This is a genomic window from Pseudoflavonifractor capillosus, assembly GCF_016899775.1.
Taxonomy (GTDB): domain Bacteria; phylum Bacillota; class Clostridia; order Oscillospirales; family Oscillospiraceae; genus Lawsonibacter.
Map to the genome: position 1 here is coordinate 1 of NZ_JACJJE010000184.1, position 281 is coordinate 281.

The 281-nt window shown below is 40.9% G+C and carries 1 pseudogene; it reads right to left on the reverse strand.

Going from position 1 to position 281, the window contains the following annotated elements:
- Window positions 1-63: 63 nt before the first annotated feature.
- Window positions 64-281, reverse strand: a pseudogene (locus H6B31_RS16935) (aminotransferase); the annotation flags it as partial.

A 281-nucleotide genomic window follows, 5' to 3' on the forward strand; every position in this document is an offset into this window, starting at 1 on the left:
GAACTTCTTTCCATGTATCTGTTCCAATAGAATAATTACAAAAGAAAACTTTTTCTCCATTCATTATTTCAACAACTCCTTTAATTTGCCAAGACGCTCCAGTGCCTCATCAATCGTTGCTTCCTCTCTCGCAAAATGCAGACGGATCAGATGGTTTACATCCTCCTTAAAGAAACTGGATCCAGGTACCGCAGCAACACCGATATTTTTGATCATCCACTCACAGAATTCCAGATCCGTATAGCCCGCAAACTTCGGCAGATCCAGAAACTCCTGAATAT